We start from the raw sequence: 17730 nt of genomic DNA on the forward strand, positions 1-17730 counted from the left end.
CGCCATGACAGCGCATGCCCGCGTCCTCGGCCCCAACACCGTCGCCACCGCGAATGGCGTCCAATTGTTCTACCGCGACTGGCCCGGCAGCCACCCGCAAGCCAGGCCGGTCCTGTTCGTCGCCGGCTGGTCGATGGCCTCAGGCTCATGGGGCTACCAGATGATGGCCCTGCAGCGGCGCGGCCTGCGCTGCATCGCCTTCGACCGCCGCGGCCACGGCCGCTCCAGCGATCCCGGCGGCTACGACTTCGACACCCTGGTCGGCCACTCGATGGGCTGCAACGAGATCGTTCGCTGCCTGACGCGCTTCGGCAGCGCCGGCCGCGTCGAGCGCATCGCCCTGCTGGAGCAGTTCCGCAGCCGGCAGCTGCTGCGCGACTACCCGCTCTGGATCGAGGAAAACATCGAGCCTGCGCTGGGTTTCCCACCGCTCCCTGGTGCGAACGCCACCACCAAGGCCTGCTGGCGGCGATGGTCCTCGACAAATCGCTGCAGGCCCTGCACGACTGCCATGCCGCGGTCCAGGGCGCCGACATGGCCGGCGAGCTGCGCGCCATCGGGGTGCCGGTGCTGATCGTGGCCGGCGACCGCGACGTCTCGGCGCCGCTCGACCTGACCGCGCGCCGCAGCGCCGCGCTGATCCCGGATGCGCGCCTGCGCGTCATCGAGGGTGCCGCGCACGGCATGTTCCCGACCCACGTCGGCCAGGTGAATGCCGGGCTGCTTGAATTCATCGGCCAGGGCGGCTACATTGGCGCGACCGGACAGGAGGCTTCGACATGGACGACAAGCTTGGCCGCGGCGACGCCGGCTACTTCAATGACTTCGCCTCCGCGCTGCGCTACTGGCGCACGCGGCGCGGCGTCAGCCAGCTGCGGCTGTCGGCGGACAGCGGCGTCTCGCAGCGCCACCTGAGCTTCCTGGAAAGCGGCCGCTCCCAGCCGAGCCGCGAGCTGATCCTGAAACTCGGCATTGCGCTCGACGTGCCGCTCCGCCAGCGCAATGCGATGCTGCTGGCGGCCGGCTTCGCACCGGCCTACCAGGAGCGCAGCCTGTCCGATCCGGAGCTGGCCAGCGTGATGCAGGCGCTCGAATTCATGCTGCGCCAGCAGGCGCCCTTCCCGGCACTGGTGGTCGACCGCCTGTGGAACCTGGTGATGTTCAACGAGCCCGCCGCCGGCCTGATGCGCTGGCTGCTCGGCATGCCGCCGGATGCGCCGATCCCGCGCGACGGCTCGATCAATGTGCTGCGCCTGATGCTGAGCCCCGACGGCCTGCGCCGCCACCTCCTCAACTGGGAAGCCGTGTGCGCCGACAGCCTGCTGTGGATCCAGCGCGAGGCCATGGCCGACGGGCCGGGCAGCGAAGCGACCGCACTGCTGGCCGAATTGTCCGCCCTGCCCGGCATGCCCTCCGCCGGCCACGTGCCGAACCTGGAGCGGCGCGCGCTGCCCTTCCTGCCCCTGCAGATCGCGCGCGACGAGGTCCGCCTGAACCTGTTCACCACCATCACGACCCTGGGCACGCCGCACGACGTGACGGTGCACGAGCTGCGCCTGGAATCCTTCTTCCCGGCCGATGCGGCGACGGCGGACTGGTTCCGGGCCCGCTTCGGCGGCTGAACCGGCCGCGGTTTCGCGCCGCCGGAACCGCGTTTCGCGCGGCGCAAACGCGTTTCGTCGCATTCCGCCCCCATCCCACAAGGCATCGGGCACAGTGGCGTCAACTTAACCCACCTGACGGAGCCCGCCATGCTGCACCAGATCCTGAGCCACACCCCCACCTATGTCTGGGCCATCCTCGCCGTGCTGGTCTGGCGCGGCCTGGCCGCCCTGCGCGATCGCGAGGTGACGATCCGCAGCCTGTTCATCGTCCCCCTCGTCATGCTGGCGCTGGCGCTGCAGGACGTGAACGCGAAATTCGGTGCGAACGGCGCGGCGCTCGGCGCCTGGGCCGTCGCGGCGGCGGGCGCGGCGGCGCTGGCGTGGGCCTTCGGCCGCAGCCGCACGGCGCCGGGAGCGAAGCCCGGCCATGTGATCGTGCGCGGCAGCCCGGCGCCGATGGCGATGATGCTGGCGGTGTTCTTCACCAAATACGCGGCGGCCGTGCTGCTGGCGGTGCTGCCGCATGCGCGCCAGGATGCGCTGGTCGCGGCGGGCGTGTGCGCCCTGTTCGGCGTGTTCAACGGCTGCTTCCTGGGCCGTCTGGCGCGCGACGTGGCGGAATGGCGCGGCAGGACTCAGCGCGGCTTGAGCACGGCCCGGAAGGCCTTCAGCGCGGCCGGGTGATAGATGGTGGCATGCGATTCGTTCGGCCACGCGTCGTAGCTGAAACCCAGTCCTGCCTTGGCCAGACTCGCCGCCAGCGCAGCGGCGTCGATGCCGGGCGCGCCGTCGGCGCTGGCCGCGATCAGCAGGGTCTTCCCGCGGCCGGCGGCCGGCGGATGCGCGAGCAGGCGCTTCGCCAGCTCGCCGTTGTTCCACCACAAACTGGGGTCGATCGCGATATAGGTGTCGAACAGCTCCGGTTCCAGCGCCAGGGTCTCGACCACGAACAGCCCGGCCAGCGATTCGCCGACGATCGCCCTCTCCGGCGTGACCCGATAGCGTTTTTCCACTTCCGGCATCAGCTCCTTGCGGATGAAGTCGCGGTAGGCCTGCGAGCCGCCGACCGCCGGCGCGATGCTGCGGTCCTTTGCGACCTCGGTCGGGCCGGTGAGGTCGCGCCGGCGCTGCGTGTTTTCTATTCCCACCAACAGGAAGGGCCGCACGGTGCCGTTGCCGGCGCCGACCTGCAGCAGGCCGGCGACGTGCAGGAAGTCCTCCAGCATGCCGCCGTCCGGCATGTACAGCACCGGCAGCGGCGTCCCGGCCGGGATGCCGGCCGGGACGTAGACGTTGATGCGCCGGGTTTCGCCGAGCGCCACGGACCGGATGGTCCAGGTGTCGCCGATGGAGAGCGGCGCGGCGGCGGAGGCGAGCGCCGGCGCCGCGGGAGCCGCCGCGCTTGCCAGCGACATGCAGGCCGCCGGCGCCGCCAGGGCAAGGCGCAGCAACAGGGTGGACATCTTCATCGCAGCATCGACTCCCATACTTTTTGCAGACGTTTGCTGGACACCGGCATCGGCGTCCTCAGCTCCTGCGCGAACAGCGAGACGCGCAGCTCTTCCAGCATCCAGCGGAAGTCCGTCATGCGCGGGTCGAGGTTCTTCATCGGCTGGTTCTTGATGGTGCGCTGGAACTGGCTGGCCGCGCTCTGCCATTCCGCCATCAGCTGGGCGTCGCGCGAAGCGTTGGTGCGCAGCCTTTCGAGGCGCACGTTCATCGCCTTCAGGTAGCGCGGGAAGTGCGCCAGCTGGCTGTACTCGGTGTCGGCGATGAAGCGCTTGTGCACCAGGCCCTGCAACTGCGACTGCATGTCGCCGGCCACCGCCTGCGGCAGGTTCTGCAGGCGCTTGGGCATGCCGTGGAACTCGGCCAGGATCGATCCCGCCAGGCGTGCGATCTCGTTGATCAGGAGGCCGATACGGCCCTTGCCCTCGTCCTTGCGCTTGTTGAAGGACGCGGCATCGACCGGCAGCGGATCCTGCAGGCAGGCGATGTCGATCGCCTTGTTGATGATCTGCTCGCGCAGGTCCTCGGGCGAGCCGACCGACATGAACTGCATGCCCATCTGCTGCAGGCCGGGGATGTTCTTCTCGGCGAACTTGAGCTGGTCCTTGAGCTGCAGCGAGAACAGGCGGCGCAGGCCGATGCGGTGGGTGCGCGCGGCCACGTTCGGGTCGTCGAACACTTCCAGGTCGCAGTGCGTGCCCTTGTCGACCAGGGCCGGGAAGCCGATCAGGGTCAGCTTGCCCTGCTTGATCTCCAGGAGTTCCGGCAACTCGCCGAAGGTCCAGCTGGTGATATTGGTGGTGGCCGACGCAGGCTGCTGGCCGACGCCGGCGTTGGCCGCGCCCGTGGCCGAAGCCTGGGCCGCCGCGCTCTCCCTGCCTTTCGCAGCCGGCGCATTCGTGGCGGCAGCGGGGGCGGAAGCCGCGGGCTTGCCGAACGCCGCCTGCGCCCTCGCCTGGCCGCTGGCCACCTGGGCCGGCGTCGATTCCGCCATGCGCTGGAAACTCTGGCGCGCCTGGCTGCCCAGCTCCGCCTGCAGGGTCGCCAGGTTGCGCCCCATGTCGAGCTGGCGGCCATGCTCGTCGACCACCTTGAAATTCATGGACAGGTGGGCCGGCAGGGTCTCCAGCTTGAAGTCGGTGGTCAGCACGCGCGCGCTGGTGTGCTGGTGGAGGTCCGCGATCAGCGCGTCGACCAGGTCGCCGCGGCCGAAGCGCACCGGGTCCTGGTTGCGCTCGAAGAAGCCGGCCGCGTAGTCCGGCAGCGGCACGCAGTGGCGGCGCAGCTTCTGCGGCAGCGATTTCAAGAGCAGCTGCACCTTCTCCTTCAGCATGCCGGGCACCAGCCAGCCCGGACGCTCTTGCGGGATCTGGTTCAGCGCGAACAGCGGCACGGTGAGCGTGACGCCATCGCGCGGGCTGCCCGGCTCGAAGTGATAGGACAGGCCCATCTCGATGCCGGTGACGTTCATCGTCTTCGGGAACAGCTCGGTGGTGACGCCGGCCGCCTCGTGGCGCATCAGCTCTTCCTTGTTCAGGTAGAGCAGCTTGGGGTTGTCGCGCGAGGCGTCCTTGTACCACTTCTCGAAGCCGGCGCCGTTCACGATATCGCCCGGGATCTCCTTGTCGTAGAAGGCCGCGATCAGCTGGTCGTCGACCAGCACGTCGAGGCGCCGCGACTTGTGCTCGAGGTTCTCGATCTCCCTGATCAGCTTCTGGTTGTGGGCGAAGAAGGGCGCGCGCGTCTCGTAGTCGCCCGCCACCAGCGCGTCGCGGATCAGGATCTCGCGCGATTCCTGCGGGTTGATGTTGGCGTAGTTGATGCGGCGCTGGCTGTAGACCACGATGCCGTACAGGGTCGCGCGCTCGGTCGCCGTCACCTGGGCGCTGCGCTTCTCCCAGCGCGGCTCGCCCCAGGATTTCTTCAACAGGTGCCAGCCGATCTTCTCGACCCACTCCGGCTGGATCTGCGCCAGCGTGCGCGCGTACAGGCGCGTGGTCTCGACCAGTTCGGCCGCCATCACCCACTTGCCGGCCTTCTTGCCCAGCGAGGAACCGGGCCAGATATTGAACTTGATGCCGCGCGCGCCCAGATAGGCACTGTCCTCTTCCATCTTGTAGCCGATGTTGCCCAGCAGGCCGGTCAGCAGCGCCATGTGCAGCTGCTCGTAGGTGGCCGCGGCTTCGCTCAGGCGCCAGCCCTGCTCCCTGACGATGGTGAGCAGCTGCGAGTGCACGTCGCGCCACTCGCGCAGGCGCAGCTGCGAGAGGAAGTTCTCGCGGCAGTTTTCCTGCAGCTGGCGGTTGGTCTTCTTGTGCTCGATGGCCTGCTCGAACCAGCGCCAGATCTTGATATAGCTGAGGAACTCGCTCTTCTCGTCGGCGAATTTCTTGTGCTTCTCGTCGGCCTGCTGCTGGTACTCCATCGGCCGGTCGCGCGGGTCCTGCACCGACAGCGCCGAGGCGATGATCAGCATCTCGGTCAGGCAGTTGTTGTCGACCGCGGCCAGGATCATGCGGCCCACGCGCGGGTCGAGCGGCAGCTTGGCCAGCTTGCGCCCCATCGGCGTCAGCTCGTTGGCGTCGTCGACCGCGCCCAGTTCCTGCAGCAGCTGGTAGCCGTCGGCGATCGCGCGGCCTTGCGGCGGTTCGACGAAGGGGAAGGTCTCGACGTCCGTCAGGTGCAGCGACTTCATGCGCAGGATGACGGCCGCCAGCGAGGAACGCAGGATCTCCGGGTCCGTGAACTTCGGGCGCTGCAGGAAATCGTCTTCCTCGTACAGGCGGATGCAGACGCCGTCGGCCACGCGGCCGCAGCGGCCGGCGCGCTGGTTGGCCGCCGACTGCGCGATCGCCTCGACCTGCAGCTGCTCGACCTTGTTGCGATAGCTGTAGCGCTTCACGCGCGCCAGGCCGGAATCGACCACGTAGCGGATGCCGGGTACGGTCAGCGAGGTCTCGGCCACGTTGGTCGCCAGCACGATGCGGCGCGCGTTGGTGGTCTTGAAGACACGGTCCTGCTCCTCGACCGACAGCCGGGCGAACAACGGAAGGATCTCGACGTGCGGCGGGTGCTGCTTGCGCAGGGCCTCGGCGCAGTCGCGGATCTCGCGCTCGCCGGGCAGGAACACCAGCACGTCGCCCTGTCCCAGGCGGCACAGTTCGTCGACGCCGTCGACCACGGCGTCGATCAGGTCGCGCTTGTCGCGCGCGGCCTGGGCCTTGGTGGCCGGCTTGTCGCCGCCGCCAGTGGATGCGGCGACCGGGTCGCGGTCGACCGGGCGATAGCGCACCTCGACCTTGTACAGGCGGCCCGAGACCTCGATCACCGGCACCGGCTTGTCAGGCGTGCCGAAATGGCGCGCGAAGCGCTCGGCGTCGATGGTCGCCGAGGTGATGATCACCTTCAGGTCCGGACGGCGCGGCAGGAGCTGCTTCAGGTAGCCGAGCAGGAAGTCGATGTTCAGGCTGCGTTCGTGCGCCTCGTCGATGATGATGGTGTCGTAGGCCTTGAGCAGCGGGTCGGTCTGGGTCTCGGCCAGCAGGATGCCGTCGGTCATCAGCTTGACCCAGGCGCCCGGTTGCAGGGTGTCGTTGAAGCGGACCTTGTAACCCACGTGCTCGCCCAGGGGCGTACCCAGTTCGTGGGCGATGCGCTTGGCGGTGCTGGAAGCCGCGATACGGCGCGGCTGCGTGTGGCCGATCATGCCTTTCTCACCGCGCCCCAGTTCCAGGCAGATCTTCGGCAGCTGGGTCGTTTTACCGGAACCGGTTTCGCCGGACACGATGATGACCTGGTGCTTCGTCAGCGCTTCGGCGATCTCCCGGCGGCGGCCGGAAACCGGCAGGTCTTCGGGGAAGACGATCGGCGGGAGCGGCGTGCGCACAGGCGGCTTGCGTCCGGTTTGCTGCTCCTTGCGCTGCGGCTGCTCCTTGCGTCCTTCGTCGCGCGGACGGCGCTGCTCGCGGTCGCCGGACTTGCGCTCCTGCGCACCTTCGCCACCCTGGGGCGCGGCCGCCGGCGCACGCACGCGCGCCTCCGCGAGCGCGCTCGCGAGCGCCCCCTCGCGCGCGGGCGCGCGCGGCTTGCCCTGCCCCGCATCCTTGCGTGGCTGGTTGGAATTGCGGTCGGGGGAAGCTGCGCGCGCCGGGCCCGGCGAAGGCTTGTTACTCTGTTCTGACATTGATTTTTACAAGGTATTTGGTGCGCAAGTCGCGCAGCCAATTATAATGCGGCAAATGGAAAACCCTACCCAATTCGTCCAGTGGCTGCGCTCGGTCGCGCCGTATATTCATGCTTTCGGCGGCAAGACTTTCGTCGTCGCCTTCCCCGGTGAACTCGTCGCCGCCGGCGCCCTGCCGGTACTGGCCCAGGACCTGTCCCTGCTGGTCGGCCTCGGCATCCGCGTCGTGCTGGTGCACGGCTCGCGTCCCCAGGTCGCCGAGCAGCTCGATCTGCGGAACGTCGAGGGCCGCTTCCACAACGGCGTACGCATCACCGACACCGCCGCCATGGAATGCGCGAAGGAAGCTGCCGGCGAGCTGCGCCTGGACATCGAAGCGGCTTTCAGCCAGGGTTTGCCGAACACGCCGATGTCGAATGCCCATATCAGCATCGTCTCGGGTAACTTCGTGACCGCGCGTCCGCTCGGCGTGATCGACGGCGTCGACTTCGAGCTGACCGGCGTCACGCGCAAGATCGCGGCCGAGAAGATCCACCCGATCCTGCAGACCGAAGACAACATCGTGCTGCTCTCCCCGCTCGGCTTCTCGCCGACCGGCGAAGTGTTCAACCTGACCATGGAAGACGTGGCTTCGGCGGCCGCGATCGCCCTGCATGCCGAAAAGCTCATCTTCATCACCGAAACCCCGATGATGACGGATGCCGCCGGCGCCGAGATCCGCGAACTGTCCTCGCACCAGGCCGAAGCCGTGCTGCAGGCGGGCTTCCTGCCGTCCGACGCGTCGTTCTACCTGCAGCATGCGATCAAGGCCTGCCACAGCGGCGTCGACCGGTCCCACATCGTGCCTTTCCAGCTGGACGGCTCGGCCCTGCTCGAGCTGTTCACCCACGATGGCGTGGGCACCATGATCAGCCACGAAAACCTGGAGAGCCTGCGACAGGCCACAATTGAGGACGTCGGCGGAATTATCAAGCTCATCGAGCCGCTGGAAGCCGACGGCACCCTGGTCAAGCGTCCGCGCGAGCTGATCGAACGCGAGATCGACCATTTCTCGGTGATCGAGCACGACGGCGTGATCTTCGGCTGCGCGGCCCTCTACCCCTTCCCGGGCGAGAAGATGGGCGAGATGGCCTGCCTGACCGTGAGTCCGGACGCCCAGACCCAGGGCGACGGCGAGCGCATCCTGAAGAACATCGAAAATCGCGCCAAGGCCGCCGGCCTGACCAAGCTGTTCGTGCTGACCACCCGCACCGCGCACTGGTTCAAGAAGCGCGGCTTCGTGCCGGCCACCGTGGACGACCTGCCGAAGGACCGCGCCCACATGTATAACTGGCAGCGCCGGTCGCAGATTTTCATCAAGACCTTGTAAGGGATACGAGAACCGTAGCGAGCGGAAGCCGTGTTGGCCGAGAAGCGCAGCTGTACGCGAGTACGGCGAGCATCACAAGCCAACAATGCAACGCGCAGCAGGTTCCCGGTCCCTTATAATCTAGGTTTTCCCGAATCGAACCAGGAGCAAGAACATGGCGCGCACCGTCCACTGCATCAAATTGAACAAGGAAGCCGAAGGCCTGGACTTCCCGCCCTACCCCGGCGAACTGGGCAAGCGGATCTACGAAAGCGTGTCGAAGGAAGCGTGGCAGGGCTGGCTCAAGCACCAGACCATGCTGATCAACGAAAACCGCCTGAACATGGCGGACGCACGCGCCCGCAAATACCTGGCGACCCAGATGGAACGCCATTTCTTCGGTGAAGGCGCCGACGAGGCGGCCGGTTACGTGCCGCCGACGGCCTGATTCGTCTGCATTCCTTCCGGGCGGCGCGTTCTGCGCCGCCTACTGCCTTCCGGCATTCCTCGTTTTCTCTATTTTCCCCGCAATATTTCCTTTAAAAACATTGTGTGACGCAATTCTTTTGTGCACTGCACATTGCGTAAGTCATCCTTTGCCACCGATCTATCGTGCGCTTCAGATTGCCCGGAACCGAACGGGAGCGCCGAGCGTCTGTCTGTTTCAGCTTTTTACCGCGAAAGGCAGAAATGGCAGATCCATTGCGACGTTTAAAAGATCCCGTAATCAATGAGGACGGCAGCCTCCATGTACGCACGGTACTGACGCCGACCAGTTTGAAGACGCGGGGCCTGGTGTACAAAGGTTCTAACAAAGTTGTTCCTGTCATATTTATTCCGGGAACCATGGGAACCAATCTACGCGTCAGGCGACATGTACCCTTGCCGGCGGGCTATCCGTTAAAGCCCGGAGAACCGGCATGGCGGCCGCCGAACAGCGATGCCGCGTGCTGGTCTTATGCTGCCGATTGGAAGAAGCGCAGCCCGAAAGAGCGGCAGCTCATTCTTCATCCCGACTATGTCGAAGTCGACGATACCGGCGACCTGGATATCGCTTCATGTTATCTGGAACGCAGTGTCATGCGGGAACGTGGCTGGGGTGAAATATTCAATGGCTCCTATGGCAGCTTATTGTTCGAGCTGCAAAGCCATCTGGAAATGACATTCCATACGGACATGCTCAACAAGCGGCAAATCCGTCCTCATTGGAAAGAAGTCATGCAGGCAATGCAGAGCGATCCCTTGAAGCGCTGGGGCGTGCGCGCCGTAAGGCCATTGACGGAAAGCGAACTGGAAAGATACGCCGAATACCAGTATCCGATTTATGCCTGCGGCTATAACTGGCTGCAGTCCTGCGGCGAATCGGCCAGGCGCCTGGAACGGCGTATCGACGACATCATCCAATGGTGGAAGACGCGCAGGCATGAATGCGAGAAGGTCATCCTCGTCACCCATTCGATGGGAGGTTTGGTCGCGCGCGCCTGCGCCAAGCGCATTCCCGACAAGATTGCCGGCGTCATCCACGGCGTCATGCCGGCGCTCGGCACACCGCTGGCCTACCGCCGCCTGGCATGTGGTACGGAATGCGATAACCCTGCGAATGACGGCTACGAGAATCTCAAGGCAGGCAAATTCGCCGACATCGCCGGCAGGCGTCCCGAGGATACGACCCCGGTCCTGTCGGCAGCGCCCGGCGCGCTGGAGCTGCTGCCGAACCAGCTCCATCCCCGGCCCTGGCTGCATGTCAGCGTCATCACCGGCCCCGCTGCAGGTCAACGGCAGGGAACGGCCAACGACTGCCTGCATTTGCCGAACGAATCCGAGCCGAATCCTTACGATCTGTACCGCGACATGCATTCCTGGTACCGGCTGGTCAATCCCGACCTGGCCGATCCCGCCGGCTTGTATGAAACAAAAAAAGGGGGCGCGATAAAGAAAATCAGGAGCGCCATCGATACCGCCGAGGCATTTCACGCCTGGCTGGCGGATTATTATCATCCGGCCACATTTGCCTATTACGGCGCCGACAGGACGCATCCAGCTTATGGCCGGATTCGCTGGGTGGCGCAGCAATCGGCGCATGGCGCGATGGTTCCGGTAACCCCCTCGAACATACTGCACGCCAGGTATCTTGCCCATGAACCGAATGGCGCACGAAAACTCAGGATCGAGGGCAAGGCAGATCTTACATTTTCTGTTGAGCCACAAGAGTCCGCCGGCGACGACACAGTATCGTTTCAATCCGGCGCGGGCCCGGCCGGCAAAATAAAGCAGTTATTTGCCACCCGCGGCTACCGTCACCAGGAAAGCTATAAACACCATGACACCATCCTGTTGACTTGCTATTGCATCGTCAAAGTTGTCCAGGAACTGGGACAACATGGATAAGGAAAGCAAAAAGCCTAATCCGGTGATTGGTGTCCTGGTGGCACTTTATGGGCTTTTTCTTTTGTATGGCATAGGGAGTTCGATGATGGATCGCTACACGGTGGCACAACTGACACAACACATGAAGACAGCCTGTGTTGGCAGATTTCTCATCGATCTGCCCGCATCCATGGAGCATTCGTATGGCCAGGCCTTCGTCAACGGGCTCTGGATTTCCGGACAAGAAGAAACGAGGCAGGAATTCGAAGCCCGTGTATTGGCAAGGCAGGCGGAAATCGATGCCGAACCGAACGAGCTCGGCAAACGGAATATGGAGAAGATCGAGGAGTATGAAAATAACGGTTTTACAGGGAAGATCTTCATATTCGGCCGCCAGGCAACGAAAGGAACGGAGCACGGCAAACCGGTCGTCTGGGTCGACGTGAAGCTGGAAGCCTACGTTCATTCCCATGGCAGGAGTTTCAACTTCAGGACGGACGGCTATGATGTCGACCGGACAGGCAACCTGCGGCGCCTGATGGACAAGCTCAGGCTGGTTCCAGCAAAAGAGATTCCCACGGCCGCCGGCTTCTGCTTCGGCCTCGGCATGTTCGTCGACCCCTTGCCGGCCGACTTCAGCGAAGGGGTGGTGCTGTTCGCCGGCTTCCCCGACCATCCCGACCTTGCGATGGCGTTCAATATGCGCGCCGGGACCGAGCCCGACAAGGAAGGACGCCTTGAGCGGGATACGGCCGTCGATGCGGCCATGCCCGCATGGCAGCGGGCGCTCATGAACAAACTGAGAAAAGGCAGGCGGGCCATCAACGGCATCGATGGCGAAGAAGTCGCGGAAAAATGGACCGAACTGAATTTCGTCCACACCTTCGCTTTCAACTGGGAAGTGAGCGGCACAAGAGACGATGTCTTCCTTCCCTTCATGCATCTGGAAATGTCGACCGGCCACCCCGTCAATGCCGGAGCGCGTCCCGGCATCGGCTTCCTTGGCGAGGATGCGCTGATCGAGTTATGGGACAGGATCTCGTCCAGCATCCGGGTCCGCCCCACCAGCGCCACGCTGCCGGCCAGGCTTGACGCGCCGCCACCTCCCGACCTCGGCGACACCACCTCGGCAGGCGATGTCTGTCCTGAAACCGGCTGGTGGCAATGCCAGGATGGCGGATACGACGCCAGTGTGGCGGGAGGCCGGCGCCAGTTCCTGAAGAGGGGCCAGCGCATGCCGCAGGCCCTGCTGCTGCATCCGCAAACGCTGTGGGAAAAGCTGCGCGGCGTACAGTCCAGCTACCGGCTCGCCAACCCGACCGTCTGGACACTCGTCGACCGCCGCAGCGAAGCGCGAACGACGGCCTCCTGAATACTTGGGGGTGTCAGGGCCGGCGGGCAGCCAGCACCGCCATCACGTCCTGTACGCCGATTTTATCGACCCAATCCTTGCGGTGCGGCGCCGTGATCACGGTGCTGTTCGCCTTGTCGATCGGCACCCATTCGGGACTGCTCTGCCGCATCAGGGCGATCACCGGCACATGCACCGCATTCGCCAGGTGCATCACGGCAGTCTCCACCGATATGATGAGCTCGCACAGGCTGAGAATGGCCGGCAGCTGGAAGAAATTGTCTTCGGCGCTGAACAGGAAGCTGCGCTCCAGTCCCGCCTTGGCGAACAGCTCGCGGGCCCGCGCAAGTTCCTCGGGCACGACGTTGACGACGAAGCCGGCGTCGCACCAGTCCGGCTCGCAGCGCATGGTCCGGATCAGTCCGATGATCCGTTCCAGCGGCCAGCTGCGCTCCACCGATTTGGAAAAGCCGTTGACGAACACGACGCTCGAGGGCTTGCCATCGGCCCGCATGAAACCCCAGTCGGCGAACTGCGTGCGCGCATAGTCGATCCATTTGTCGGCGATGTCGAGCACGGGGAAGCGCGCGGCCGGCGGGATGTCCAGGCCGAACAAAAGGTCGAACCAGCCGGCGTAGATGTCGCTGATGTGCTGGTCCGGATGCGTGGCCACCGAATAGGGCGGGATGAAGGCGTCCAGCTTGCGGTAGATGAGGTGCTTGGGCAGGTCGTAGGGTCGCACCCGCTTTTTCTGCCCTACCACGAAACCATGCGGACTGATACTGCGCGCCATGAGGGCGTACTTGTGGCGCTCCAGGACGGCGAGCGAGACCACGACCGGATAGTCCTCGCGGCGCGCTTCTTCCAGCGATGCCCGGTAAGCCTGCGGGCTGTAGGTTTCGGCGTAGACCTTGTCGATGTAGGGGCACTCGGCCAGCCAGTCATACAGCGCGTACTTCTTGAGATGCGGCCATTCCGACGCGCGGCTGGTGCGGCGGCGCTCGTCGACCCAGAGGTGGATCTTCAGGTGCGGATACGCCCGCGCAAACGCCTGGAAACCGCTTTGCAGGTAGGCGAAATCGCCGAGGGCCAGGTGGGCAATGAAGAGGATCTTGTCGGCCTGCCGCAGCAATGCGGGAGGGACCAATGGCGCCTGCGCCGCCGGTGCATCGGCATCGAGGGCGCCGAGCGCCGGGACGAAAGCGGATTTACCGACACGATTGCGCCAGGACCCCGTTCCGGTGGAGTGTTCACCCGCTGGTTTCATATTGCTCAGACCTTGCATGTAGACGATGCGAAAATTCTATGTGCAATAAGCTGCTGGAAATGCAAACAAACCGTAAGAGTTTGTAAAGTTAGGTCAAGACGATAGCATGGTGCACTGCAAAAGTCCGCGGCGGTCCGGATGAAATGGGCGTGCAAGGACGCCTTGCTGCGCAAAGGAGACGATGACGTCGGGCGAGCGATGGCGCTCGCGCGAACGGGGAAAGGGAACTTACATCTGGCGGCACTGGCGCAGTTCGCAGCGCGCCATGAAGATTTTGCCGTTTTCGCACTGCATGCGGTAGACCTCGACCGGTCCCGGCTCGGTGACCAGGCTGGCGCCCTGCCCGCCCGTGCAGGACTGCTGCCGCGCCATCTTCTCGACGGTGGCCGAGGAGACGCCGATGCGGAACGGCAGCTTCTGGATCGGCGTGCCATCCGCGTCGACCAGGCCCGCGGCCCTGGCAGGCGCCGGCGCCGCGGCCTGGACCGGCCGGGCCGGCTGGTGGAACCAGGCGCAGCCGCCGAGCAGCGCGGCAAGCGGCATCAGGATGAAACCAGGTTTCATGCCGCTCTCCGTGTTCAGAACGTGAGGGTCTTGACGCCGTCCGCCATGCCCAGCAGGCAGACGTTGGCGCCGCGCTGGGCGAACAGGCCGACGGCGATCACGCCGACGATCTGGTTGATCTCGTTTTCCAGCGCCACCGGATCGGTGATCGACAGGCCTGCGACGTCGATGAGGTGGCCGCCGTTGTCGGTGACGAAGGCTTCGTCAGTGCCCGGCTTGGTGCGCAGCTTCGGCTGGCCGCCCAGGGCCGCCAGCTTGCGCATCACGGCCGCGCGCGCCATCGGCACGACTTCGACCGGCAGCGGGAACTTGCCCAGGGTCTGGACCAGCTTGGAGCCGTCGGCGATGCAGACGAAACTCTTCGACACCGACGCCACGATCTTCTCGCGCGTCAGGGCCGCGCCGCCGCCCTTGATCATGCTGCCTCCGGCATCGATCTCGTCGGCGCCGTCGACGTAGACGGAAATCGATTCGACGTCGTTCAGGTCACGCACGTCGATGCCGTGGCTGCGCAGGCGCGCTGCGGTGGCTTCCGACGACGCGACCGCGCCCTTGATGCGGTCCTTGATCTTGCCGAGTTCGTCGATGAAATAGTTGGCGGTCGAGCCGGTGCCGACGCCGATGATTTCGCCGTCGACCACGTAATCGATGGCAGCGCGGGCCACGGCCTGCTTGAGTTCGTCCTGGGTCATGATGATCTTGGTAGGTGAGAAATGCCGACATTTTAACGGATGCGCGAACGCAGATGCTGCAAGCGCTTGCAAGCCTTGCCGGGAGCAAGACTGCTAGACTGGCCTGCCTTTCATTGTCGACATCGATCCCACTACCTGAGGAGACGAGCATGGCCAGCAAAAACACGATTTGCCTGTGGTTCAAGGGCGATGCCCTGGATGCAGCGACGTTCTACGCCGCGACCTTTCCGGACAGCGCAGTCAAGGCGGTCCACCGCGCGCCCGGCGACTATCCCGCCGGCAAACAAGGCGATGTGCTGACGGTCGAGTTCACGGTGATGGGCATCCCCTGCCTCGGCCTGAACGGCGGACCCGGCGTCACGCACAGCGAAGCCTTCTCCTTCCAGGTCGCGACCGATGACCAGGCCGAAACCGACCGCCTCTGGAATGCAATCGTCGGTAACGGCGGGCAGGAAAGCGTGTGCGGCTGGTGCAAGGACAAATGGGGCCTGTCGTGGCAGATCACGCCGCGCGTGCTGTCCGAGTCGATCGCCGATCCCGATCCGGCGGTGGCCAAGCGCGTGTTCGAGGCGATGATGACGATGACGAAAATCGATGTGGCGGCGGTCGAGGCGGCGCGGCGCAACTGAGGGCACGCGCGGCGCCAGTTACAAAAGCCGCAATACCAGATTCCATTTAATTAACAGTCATTAAATTTCCGACAAATCCGTCAAAATCGGCGCCTTACAGCAAGGCAAGGACGCCGATTTACCATGCCAATTTGTTGATTTGTTTCCACAAGGAACATAAATTCTACGTTTCCAGTAAGAAATTAGTTGTAACCAGGAAATGACGTAGATATACTCGGTTCATCATCTGCAAAGGGCAAACTCCGCGAAAGTGGAGGACGCAAAGTCAACGGTCTAAAGGGCGCGAGCCCCATGACGGCAGGACTGCCAGACACCGATCTTTCGAGCACGGGGCATTCTGCCGCGCTCGCGAAGCGGCCTGCCAGCCATCCTGCCTTTATCAACCATAAACAGGATATCGCCATGCACACTGCTTCGAACCAGATCGCTTCCTTCCGCAAATCTTCCATCCTGGCCGTCGCCGTGATCGGCGCCCTGATGGCCGCATCCGGCGCCAGCATGGCCGCCCCCAAGGATGCGTATGCGCGTGGCCGCGTGATCATCGAAGCGCGTCCGGGCCTGTCCGATACGGCCCTCGACAACATCCTGAAAGAGCACGGCGGCAAGCGTCGCAAGCTCGGCCAGAGCCGCATGTACGTGGTCGACCTGCCGGGCAACGCGTCGGAGACCGCGGTCGCGGCTGCCCTGTCGCACCGTCCGGAACTGAAATTCGCCGAACTCGACCGCGTGGTCCAGGCCACCGCGACCGCCAACGATCCCTACCTCGGCAGCGAGTGGCATCTCACCCAGGTCGGCGCCACGAGCGCCTGGGACACCACCCAGGGCGCGGGCGTGACGATCGCCATCCTGGATTCCGGCATCAACGTCAACCATCCCGACCTGGTGAGCCGCCTGGTCCCGGGCTACAACTTCTACAATAACAATACCGACCTGACCGACGTGTGCGGCCACGGCACCGCGGTGGCCGGCGTGGCGGCGGCGAGCACCAACAACGCGACCGGCGTGGCCGGCGTGGCCGGCGCGGCCCGCCTGATGCCGATCCGCGTCGCCTTCAGCGACAGCACCACCGGCGGCTGCACCGCCTATTACAGCACCATCGCCAGCGGCCTGACCTATGCCGCCGACAACGGCGCCCGGGTCGCCAACATCAGCTACGGCGGCGTCGCGGGCAGCAGCACCATCATGAGCGCGGCCAAGTACATGAAGAGCAAGGGCGGCCTGGTGTTCGTCTCGGCCGGCAACAGCAATATCGACGAGAACATCAGCACCGACGGTTCGATGATCGCCGTCTCGGCAACCACCACCAACGACGCCAAGGCCAGCTTCTCGAGCTGGGGCAACTTCGTGACGCTGTCGGCACCGGGCACCGGCATCATCAGCACGGACAGGAACGGCGGCTACTCGACCTGGCAAGGCACCTCGTTCTCGAGCCCGCTGAGCGCCGGCGTCGCCGCGCTCGTCATGGCAGCGCGCCCCGACCTGAGCGGCGAGCAGGTGCAGTCCATCCTGTATTCGACCGCGGTCGACCTCGGCGCCGCCGGCCTCGACCCGGTGTTCGGCTACGGCCGCGTGAACGCCGCCGCCGCCGTCCGCGCCGCGGCAAGTTTCGTGGTGCCGGCCGATACGACCGCGCCGACCGCTTCGCTGGCCGCCCCGCTCGCCGGCAGCACGGTGTCGGGCGCGGTGCCGGTGACGGTCAATGCCAGCGACAACGTCGGCGTGGCGCGGGTCGACCTGGTCGTGAATGGCACCGTGGTCGCCACCGACACCACGGCGCCGTTCAGCTTCAGCTGGGATTCGACCGGCGTGGCCAACGGCAAGGTCAGCGTAAGCGCTGTCGCCTACGATGCCGCGGGCAATGCCGGCAGCGCGTCCGCCGTGAGCGTCAACGTGTCGAACGTCACCACCAGCGTCGCCAAGGACACGACCGCGCCGGTGGTCACGATCACCAATCCGACCGGCGGCACCGTCAACGGCAATGTCTCGGTGAGCGTCAACGCCACCGACAACGCCGGTGCAGCGGGCATCAAGCTGACCCTGGCGATCGACGGCGCGACCAAGGCGCAGGGCACTGGCGGTTCGCTGGGCTACAACTGGAATACCAAGAAGATCGCGGCCGGTACGCATACCATTACCGTGACCGCACGCGACGCGGCCGGCAATACCAGCACGAGCTCGGTCAACGTGAGCTCGCGTTGATGACAGCGGCGGGCCAC

The 17730-nt window shown here is 65.1% G+C and carries 15 protein-coding genes and 1 riboswitch; of the genes, 10 read left to right on the forward strand and 5 right to left on the reverse strand.

Going from position 1 to position 17730, the window contains the following annotated elements; all coding sequences use genetic code 11:
* The first annotated feature begins 4 nt into the window (after positions 1–4).
* The 4 genes from AM586_RS09185 to AM586_RS09195 all read left to right on the forward strand — a co-directional run bounded on the left by AM586_RS09185 (position 5) and on the right by AM586_RS09195 (position 2288).
* Positions 5–574 (forward strand): alpha/beta fold hydrolase, encoded by a 570-nt coding sequence (locus tag AM586_RS09185; RefSeq protein WP_052233386.1) that lies wholly within the window; start codon positions 5–7, stop codon positions 572–574.
* Positions 472–915 carry an alpha/beta fold hydrolase gene (locus AM586_RS28790; protein WP_229411080.1) on the forward strand — a complete coding sequence of 148 codons (444 nt, stop codon included), beginning with the start codon at positions 472–474 and terminating at the stop codon, positions 913–915. The genes AM586_RS09185 and AM586_RS28790 overlap by 103 nt, the downstream gene beginning before the upstream one ends.
* Positions 879–1622, forward strand: a complete 744-nt coding sequence (locus AM586_RS09190) for a helix-turn-helix domain-containing protein (RefSeq protein ID WP_229412957.1) — start codon at positions 879–881, stop codon at positions 1620–1622. The genes AM586_RS28790 and AM586_RS09190 overlap by 37 nt, the downstream gene beginning before the upstream one ends.
* A 129-nt stretch (positions 1623–1751) precedes the next feature.
* Entirely contained in the window at positions 1752–2288 is a 537-nt protein-coding gene (locus AM586_RS09195; protein ID WP_047823584.1) for a DUF6622 family protein, read from the forward strand.
* Here the strand turns inward: AM586_RS09195 and AM586_RS09200 are convergent.
* Positions 2240–3073 carry an alpha/beta hydrolase gene (locus tag AM586_RS09200; RefSeq protein ID WP_047823583.1) on the reverse strand — a complete coding sequence of 278 codons (834 nt, stop codon included), beginning with the start codon at positions 3071–3073 and terminating at the stop codon, positions 2240–2242. The genes AM586_RS09195 and AM586_RS09200 overlap by 49 nt on opposite strands.
* A complete protein-coding gene (gene hrpA / locus AM586_RS09205) occupies positions 3070–7296 on the reverse strand; it encodes an ATP-dependent RNA helicase HrpA (protein ID WP_060567050.1) in 4227 nt (1408 codons plus the stop codon). Before hrpA ends, AM586_RS09200 begins: the two co-directional genes overlap by 4 nt.
* Positions 7297–7342: 46 nt before the next feature.
* On the opposite strand from hrpA, the gene argA reads away from it, so the two are divergent.
* From argA to AM586_RS09225, 4 genes are all read left to right on the forward strand, one after another.
* Positions 7343–8665 (forward strand): amino-acid N-acetyltransferase, encoded by a 1323-nt coding sequence (gene argA, locus AM586_RS09210; RefSeq protein ID WP_373887923.1) that lies wholly within the window; start codon positions 7343–7345, stop codon positions 8663–8665.
* A 154-nt stretch (positions 8666–8819) separates the two neighbouring features.
* Complete coding sequence (locus AM586_RS09215; protein WP_047823576.1) at positions 8820–9092, forward strand: oxidative damage protection protein; 273 nt, start codon at positions 8820–8822, stop codon at positions 9090–9092.
* Positions 9093–9334: 242 nt separating this feature from the next.
* Entirely contained in the window at positions 9335–11032 is a 1698-nt protein-coding gene (locus AM586_RS09220; RefSeq protein ID WP_047823574.1) for a triacylglycerol lipase, read from the forward strand.
* Entirely contained in the window at positions 11025–12383 is a 1359-nt protein-coding gene (locus AM586_RS09225; protein WP_156328126.1) for a T6SS immunity protein Tli4 family protein, read from the forward strand. The genes AM586_RS09220 and AM586_RS09225 overlap by 8 nt, the downstream gene beginning before the upstream one ends.
* A gap of 13 nt (positions 12384–12396) precedes the next feature.
* Here the strand turns inward: AM586_RS09225 and AM586_RS09230 are convergent, their stop codons facing one another.
* From AM586_RS09230 to rpiA, 3 genes are all read right to left on the reverse strand, one after another.
* A complete protein-coding gene (locus AM586_RS09230; RefSeq protein WP_082439728.1) occupies positions 12397–13629 on the reverse strand; it encodes a glycosyltransferase family 9 protein in 1233 nt (410 codons plus the stop codon).
* A gap of 228 nt (positions 13630–13857) precedes the next feature.
* The gene (locus AM586_RS09235; protein WP_047823568.1) at positions 13858–14193 is read right to left on the reverse strand and encodes a hypothetical protein; all 336 of its coding nucleotides are present in this window, start codon (positions 14191–14193) and stop codon (positions 13858–13860) included.
* A gap of 14 nt (positions 14194–14207) precedes the next feature.
* A complete protein-coding gene (gene rpiA, locus AM586_RS09240) occupies positions 14208–14885 on the reverse strand; it encodes a ribose-5-phosphate isomerase RpiA (RefSeq protein ID WP_047823566.1) in 678 nt (225 codons plus the stop codon).
* A 149-nt stretch (positions 14886–15034) separates the two neighbouring features.
* On the opposite strand from rpiA, the gene AM586_RS09245 reads away from it, so the two are divergent.
* Both AM586_RS09245 and AM586_RS09250 read left to right on the forward strand, forming a co-directional pair.
* A complete protein-coding gene (locus tag AM586_RS09245) occupies positions 15035–15514 on the forward strand; it encodes a VOC family protein (protein ID WP_047823563.1) in 480 nt (159 codons plus the stop codon).
* Positions 15515–15738: 224 nt separating this feature from the next.
* Positions 15739–15825, forward strand: a riboswitch (cyclic di-GMP riboswitch).
* A 91-nt stretch (positions 15826–15916) separates the two neighbouring features.
* The gene (locus AM586_RS09250; protein WP_229411079.1) at positions 15917–17713 is read left to right on the forward strand and encodes a S8 family serine peptidase; all 1797 of its coding nucleotides are present in this window, start codon (positions 15917–15919) and stop codon (positions 17711–17713) included.
* The last annotated feature ends 17 nt before the right edge of the window (positions 17714–17730 follow it).

The sequence above is a fragment of the Massilia sp. WG5 genome, from assembly GCF_001412595.2.
GTDB lineage: Bacteria > Pseudomonadota > Gammaproteobacteria > Burkholderiales > Burkholderiaceae_D > Telluria.